The following is a 5,375-nucleotide window of genomic DNA, read 5'->3' as shown; positions in this document are numbered from 1 at the left end:
TAATCCACCGTTCCGCGAATATCCAGCGTCCGGTACAGCGAGGTGCTGGTCGTCGGCGTATTCAATGCGCCCGTCGCCCCGGCCGCCACCACCGTCGTTCCCGTCCCAGACATAACACCGCCCGTCCAATAGAACGTGTTCGTCGCCGTCAGCGTGCCAGATCCATTCAGCACCCCACCACCGCTCTGCGCATAATTCGCAATGCTCGCCGTGCCATCCACCGTCAAAGTGCCACCGGTCACTGTGACACTCCCGGCACTAAAGTTACTATTGGAGAGCACACTGCCACTGCTAACCGTCAACCCGCTAACGTTCGACGCACCGCTAAAGGTTGTCGTTGCACCGCTATTCAGATAGGTGCCGAAGGATGTGTTGCCCCCCCAGGTATAAGTACCAGCGCTCGCCGTAAATGCACCAAGGGCAACGCTGTTGATCGGCTCAAAATCGAGCAAACCTCCTGCGACAAGGGGGGCAGAGGGAAGATTGTAGGTACCCAGGAACTGCAGCGAACCGCTACTCAGTTTCAACGTACCGCTACCGCCAACGCTGCTGCTGGCAGTCATCAAGCGGGTACCACTGACGGATTCCAGCGTTGCGCCGGTGGAAATCGAATATGCCCCTGTATCCGTACCCCCAAACAATGTCAGCGTTCCGCCCTGAACATTCACCGTACCCGAATTGTTGAAGGCTGTTGGCGACGCTGTAACACTGCTAGCGCCTAATTTATTGAAGGTGCCTGCGTTATTGAAGGTGTTGACCCCACCACTGCTTGTAAATGGAGACGAATATGCAGACGAGACATCAAAGGTTGCGCCAAGCAGATTATTGATCGTGCCGTTAGTCATCATAATGCCGGCCGACGGCACTGTGGCATACCCTGCGTTATTCCACGTCGTCTGGAGGTAAAACCAGTAGCTACCAGCAATCGTTGTACCCAGGGTAGTCAGACTCCCTGTTCCTGAGAGCCACCCATAGCCCAGTGTCGTCGCGCCAGTAACAGTCAGGGCATCCGAGGTATTGATCGTACCGCCGGACAGCGACAAGCTGCTTAGCGTATGCGGTGCGCCTGTATTGAGTAGAAGCGTGCCGCCGGTCTGGTTTAATTGCGCGGGACTAAACGTACTGCCGGGAGCAAAAGTGATGGTCGCTCCGCTATTGGCGAAAATCCCCGCACCGGAAACCGTGCCGGATTCGCTGCGCGCTCCATAGCTAAAACCCAACGTACTGCCTGCCGCAATATTGTAATTACCGGTATCGGTACCGCCGCCCGAGATCGTCAGACTCCCCGCAGCAACATTCACTGATCCCGTGTTGTTGAACTGCGCCGTTGCGTCCGAATACGTGACGTTAAGGGTATGCGCGGCGTTGTGCAGTTGATTGATCGTGCCGGCGTTATTGAAGCGGCTGTTCGAGCCGCTACCGGAATACGTGACAACAGCCCCGGTAGAGGAATTGAAGTTAACAGTTCCAGCAGCAGTATTGGTCCACACACCGCCAGAACCGAGATTGACGTATCCTGTTCCTGTGACATCGACGGTGCCGCTGTTAACCCAGCTGCCGCCACCCAAAGCAAACGGACCGGAAACGGTCGTCGAACCACTTGTCGTCAGCCCGCCAGTACCCGAAAGCGTCCCACCCAAAGTTGCGGTCCCGGTAACCGTCAAGGGATCGCTGGCCACCAGCGCCCCTCCCGTGAAGATCAAATTCGTGAGCGTCTTGGCTGAGCCGGTAGCAAGATTCAGTGTGCCTCCCGTCACGGCAACGGTATCCGGCAAACTAGCGTTACTGTTGAGATTCAGCGTGCCAAAGCTCACATTCAACTGTGCAATGTTTAACGTACTTCCCGAAACAAAGGTTGTCGTTACCGCACTTCCGCTATTGGCGAATATGCCCGCGCCCGACACTACCCCTGCTTCGCTACGCGTTCCAAAGTTGAAGCCCAGCGTACTGCCAGCTGCAATATTGTAATTACCCGTATCGGTGCCACCTCCGGTAATCGTCAAGCTACCAGCAACAACATTGACCGATCCTGTGTTGTTGAACTGTGCCGTTCCATCCGAAGAGGTCATGGCAAACCCATGCACCGCATTGTGCAGTTGGTTGATCGTCCCGGCGTTATTGAAGCGGTTATTCGAGCCGCTACCGGAATACGTAACCAGGGTGGAAGTCGTCGAGTTGAAATTAATCGTTCCACTGGCAGTGTTTGTCCACACCCCGCCCGTACCGAGGTTTACTGAGCCTGGTGTGATGACATTGACTGTTCCGCTGTTTATCCAACTGCTGCCACTCATGACAAACGCGCCGGATACCGTGGTTGTACCGGACGTCCCTATCCCGCCTGATCCAGACAATGTGACCGACCCCAGTGTGGTCGCACCTGAAGTCGTCAGACCTCCTACCCCTGTGAACGTACCTGAACTTAGGGTTGCCGAGCCCGTCACCGTCAGCGAATCCGACGAATTCAGCGTACCCCCTGTCAGGCTGAGGCTTGAAACCGTCTGCGCTGCACCACTCGCAATAATCACAGTGCCACTCGATAACGCCAACCCTGAACTGATCTGGGCACCCGTTCCTATTGTTGCGGTACCACCGGTTACGCTGAACGTGCCTCCACCAGTGATCGAACCCGAGAAAATCCGTGTTGCCCCGCTGCCAGAGGCCAATGTTGCCCCGGCACTCAGCACATAATTGCCGCTGTCGGTGCCCGAATTACGCAAGCTGAGCGCCCCCGCCAGAACATTAACAGTACCGCTGTTGTTATAGGTACCCAGGGAAAGGTTAATTTCGTGGGATCCAACAGCCAGTTGATTTAGGGTACCGAGGTTGTTGAATGTCGCGTTTCCAGTACCGAAATAAATCGGATAGCCATCGCTGGTATTGAGATTGATCGTGGCGCCAACCGAGTTCTGCAGGTTAAAGCCACTATTGATATTAATGCGGCCGCCATCGATGTTGAGGGTGCCATCATTGGTGAAATTCGCGCCCACAACCTTTGAAGCAGTTGTCGTCAGCGTAGCCGTGGCCCCCGAAGCCAATACAGTTGGCCCATAGAAGGTACCCGACTGCCAGTTGAGGCTGTTGGAAATGGTGATACCACCACTGCCGCCGAGCGATCCGGAGGTCATGGTGACATTGGCGGCCGTCAATGCACCACTCCCCGTCTGCGATCCGCCACTGGCATTAACGTTGGTAAACGTTGATAGCGAATTCAGCGTATTGGCGCCCGCCGTGAAATTCGCTGTGGTTGCCGTCAACGTACCGGCATTGATTGTGCTGCCAGTAAAATCGACCGTTCCCGATCCCAATACGGACAGGGCTCCGCCGTTGAGGTTGAGGGTACTGCCGATAAGCACCTTGCCAGCCCCTGAAGCGTCGGAGTCTGGAATGAGATCTAAATTCAGGGCACCTGCACCACTGGCGCTAACGCCTGCGGCAAAGGTGATGTTGTTATGCGCCTGCAACGTCAGCTTGGTCGTAGTTGCTGGGGAAACGTTGATAGCCGCCGAAACCAGGATATCGCCGGCCTGCGAGTTGGTACCAGCCGTACCGGTGGAGATGGTGACGTTGGTTCCAGCATTCAGCGCCGTTTGAATGGTTGCTGCGTTGATCGTGGCAGTGTTGTTGGTCGTGGTGAAATCTGGGTTACCGGTGATATTGGCATCGATGTTGGTGATCTGGATATTGTTCGGATCAAGCAACCAGAGGCCGGCGCGCCCTGCTGCTGCCGAGGCATCGACCGGGATATCGACGGCGAGGTCGATTTTTCCGGAGGTTTCGATCAGGCCGCCATTCCCAGCCAGCCGCCCCCCGCGTGCCGAAACCAAGCCGGCCACATGCGTCGACTCATCCGCCCACACCACCACCACCCCGCCATCGCCCTCCTCGATACCATCAGCCCGAATACGCGCATTGGCACCAATGGTCGTCGTTCTGGCCGTGGGTAAAGGCCGGTTTGGCATCAGTGGGCTATTTTGTGACGGGTTCCCGGTTTGCTGACTCGGGTCAACGGGACTACCGCTGAGCGGCACGGTGCTTTCGGTCAGATTGGGCGATGCCGCATAAGGGTTGTCCAAGCTCAGGCTGGCACGCTGCAAGGCAGGATTAACCGACCAGTCGGTGGGTACAGGAGCATTACCCCCCTGATACTGCCCCCCGATCAAGATCGCGCCCCCCCCAGTGGTACCGGAGGCATCGACCACCCCGTCGACAACAATATCCGGGGCCAGGACTTCAATGCGACCACCTTTGCCGAGCTGTTCGGATTTGGGTGCATTTTCCGGGTTGACCGTCGGAAGACTGCCTTTGGCCTCAACGAGTCCTTGCACACGGGCGACATCCTCCTGAGCCTGGAGCAAGATGTCTCCACCTTGAGGCCCATTGGCTTGCAGGGTGCCGGTATTCTCGACATCGTATTTTGCTTGCAGGCGGATCTTGCCGTTTTCACCCACAACAGCCGTCGTGGCTTGAATCAAGCCGCTGTTCTTGATGATGCCGCCGTATAACGTGACGTTCTTGGCAATCAAGGTCCCGAGATTGACGGCCGTATTGTCACGGTTGGTGATCTCGACCTGAATCGCGGGTTTATCGGGGTCCGCGAGTGTCACGCTCCGTCCGGCCGCCAGCAAAATCTGGCCTTCGGGAGACTGGATGATCCCGGAGTTTTCAACCTTCGGGGCAATCAGAACGACATGGCCGCCACTTTGCGTACGGATAGTGCCCTGATTGCTGATGCTACCCGCCCCCGGGGTGTCGTTGAATTTGTATCGCCCAGAAAGAAAATCGGCATCCTTGAGTTGCAGAGTCGAGACGAGCAGACCTGCGACATCGACCTGAGCCCCTTTGCCAAAAAGCACACCGTTCGGATTGATCAACAGGACGCGGCCATTACTTTGCAGCTGGCCGAGAATCACGCTGGGATCAATACCTGTGACACGGTTCAAGACTTGGCTCGTGCTACTTTGCTGGAGAAAGCGCACAACTTCGTCACGGTTAATGCTGAACGATTGCCAGTTGATGATGGTGCCAGGGGCATTGGTCACCGTCAGGGTATTACCCGTTTGCTGGAATGCTGCTTGCCCAGCCACGACAGTCGGGGCCTGGGGTGCAGAATGAGCGCTTCCGGTAAAACAAGCCGAAATGGCGGCAACCAGCGTCCGGACCGCAAACGTCGAACAGGCATTCATTTGTTTTTCTCACGCGAGTGTTCCGCAAGCCTCCCCTGCGGAATGATGTGCGCGCGATTTTCTCACAATGCCTAAAGAATATTCACAAAATACAATGTACTTATGATGCAAATTGCGAATGGCTTTGTTGCACAAATCAGTTTAAGGCCGAGTTTCCCCTTACACCTGACGGATTTATGGCATAGCCACCGT

The 5,375-nt window shown here is 56.1% G+C and carries 1 protein-coding gene; it reads right to left on the bottom strand.

Features of this window, described 5'->3' with window-relative positions; translation table 11 throughout:
• A partial coding sequence (locus AACO21_RS16575; RefSeq protein WP_346193634.1) for a filamentous hemagglutinin N-terminal domain-containing protein occupies positions 1–5,183 on the bottom strand: 5,183 nt, incomplete at its 3' end.
• Between the last annotated feature and the right edge of the window lie 192 nt (positions 5,184–5,375).

The sequence above is a fragment of the Dechloromonas sp. ZS-1 genome, assembly GCF_039649255.1.
Classification (GTDB): Bacteria; Pseudomonadota; Gammaproteobacteria; order Burkholderiales; family Rhodocyclaceae; genus Azonexus.
The sequence above is the reverse complement of the archived record's forward strand: the minus strand, read 5'-3'. Positions and strand labels throughout refer to the sequence as shown.